Source organism: Kitasatospora sp. NPDC088264, assembly GCF_040685715.1.
Classification (GTDB): domain Bacteria; phylum Actinomycetota; class Actinomycetes; order Streptomycetales; family Streptomycetaceae; genus Kitasatospora.
Window position 1 is genome coordinate 1 of record NZ_JBFBIR010000150.1, and the last position, 1102, is coordinate 1102.

Below are 1102 nucleotides of genomic sequence, written 5' to 3' on the forward strand. Positions count from 1 at the left end.
GGGGGGCGGGGGGGGGCGCCCCGCGGGGGGGTCGGGGGCCGGCCCCCCCCCCCCCCGCGGAACCACTGGTTTGTCGGGCCCCCCGTCCTACCGGGTTCTGTTCGGCACCCGCTCCGAGGCCTGGTGGATCCTCTGCTGCCGGACGGGTCCTTTGCTCTCACTGTTCGTCGCGGCCCCGGCTGCGCGGCCGGGGCCGCGACGGGGGTGGCTGGCGGGTCAGGCGGTGGGGAAGTCGCCGGCCTTGACCCCGGTGACGAAGGCGGACCAGGCGTCGGCGGGGAAGACCAGCGCGGGGCCGTCGGGGTCCTTGGAGTCGCGGACGGCCATGCCGCCGACGACGACGCGCCCCGCCTCCACGCACTCGCTCGCCTGTGCGCTGTAGCTGCTCTTGCGCCACTTTGTCTGGTCGTTCGCGTGCACGGCTGTCTCCCTTGGCCGCAGGATGTTGTGAACGAGACGCTACGCCAAGGGGGTTGGCTTTCGGTACAGCATCGCGATCAGTGGCGGCGCGTCCGGGCGGGGGCGGACCTCGTTGAGTCCTCGTAGCTCCACGCCGTGTCCAGCGCGTGCACTTTGCCGTCCCCGGCGGCGGGGTTGACCATGAGCGTGGCCCGCTCCTCGGGTCGGGCGGAGAGGAGCGCGTCGTGGATGCGGCGGGCGGCGCCGGTGCCGCGCCATCGGGTGCGTACGCCCAGCTCCTTGAGGGCGAACACCAGTGCGGCGGTGAGGTGGTGGGGCATCGGGCGGGCCATGCGGGTCCACCAGCGGTCGGCCGCCTCGACGGTGTTGCCGTAGGCGTAGCCGACGGGCACGCTGCCGGCGTAGCCGATGACGGCCTCGAAGCCGGGCTCACCGCCGTGGCGTTGCAGGCGTTCGCCGAAGGCGGGCAGGGCGTAGTTGGGCAGGTGCAGCAGCGGGGCGCGCACCTCGGCGTACAGGGCGGCCAGCTCATGGCGGACCGCGTCGGTGAGTTCGCGGTGGTGGCGCAGTTCGATGCCGGTCATGCCGCCGTCCTAGGCAGTGTCGTCAAAGGTCAGGCCCACATGAGGAGTGAGGCGAGGGTGGCGGCGGCTTGGTAGGACACGGCGGTCTTGTCGAACCT

Annotated in this window: 2 protein-coding genes; both read right to left on the bottom strand. The window is 73.0% G+C overall.

From position 1 onward, the window contains the following. Positions 1-216 precede the first annotated feature (216 nt). Positions 217-420, bottom strand: coding sequence for a DUF397 domain-containing protein (locus tag AB0O82_RS38755; RefSeq protein WP_363589764.1), 204 nt, complete (start codon positions 418-420; stop codon positions 217-219). A gap of 77 nt (positions 421-497) precedes the next feature. Beyond that, positions 498-1004 (bottom strand): GNAT family N-acetyltransferase, encoded by a 507-nt coding sequence (locus tag AB0O82_RS38760; RefSeq protein ID WP_363589766.1) that lies wholly within the window; start codon positions 1002-1004, stop codon positions 498-500. Positions 1005-1102 lie beyond the last annotated feature (98 nt).

Bases quoted from the DNA above. Each gene is read 5' to 3' on its own strand.
- AB0O82_RS38760 (WP_363589766.1), bottom strand. From the start codon at position 1,004: ATGACCGGCATCGAACTGCGCCACCACCGCGAACTCACCGACGCGGTC.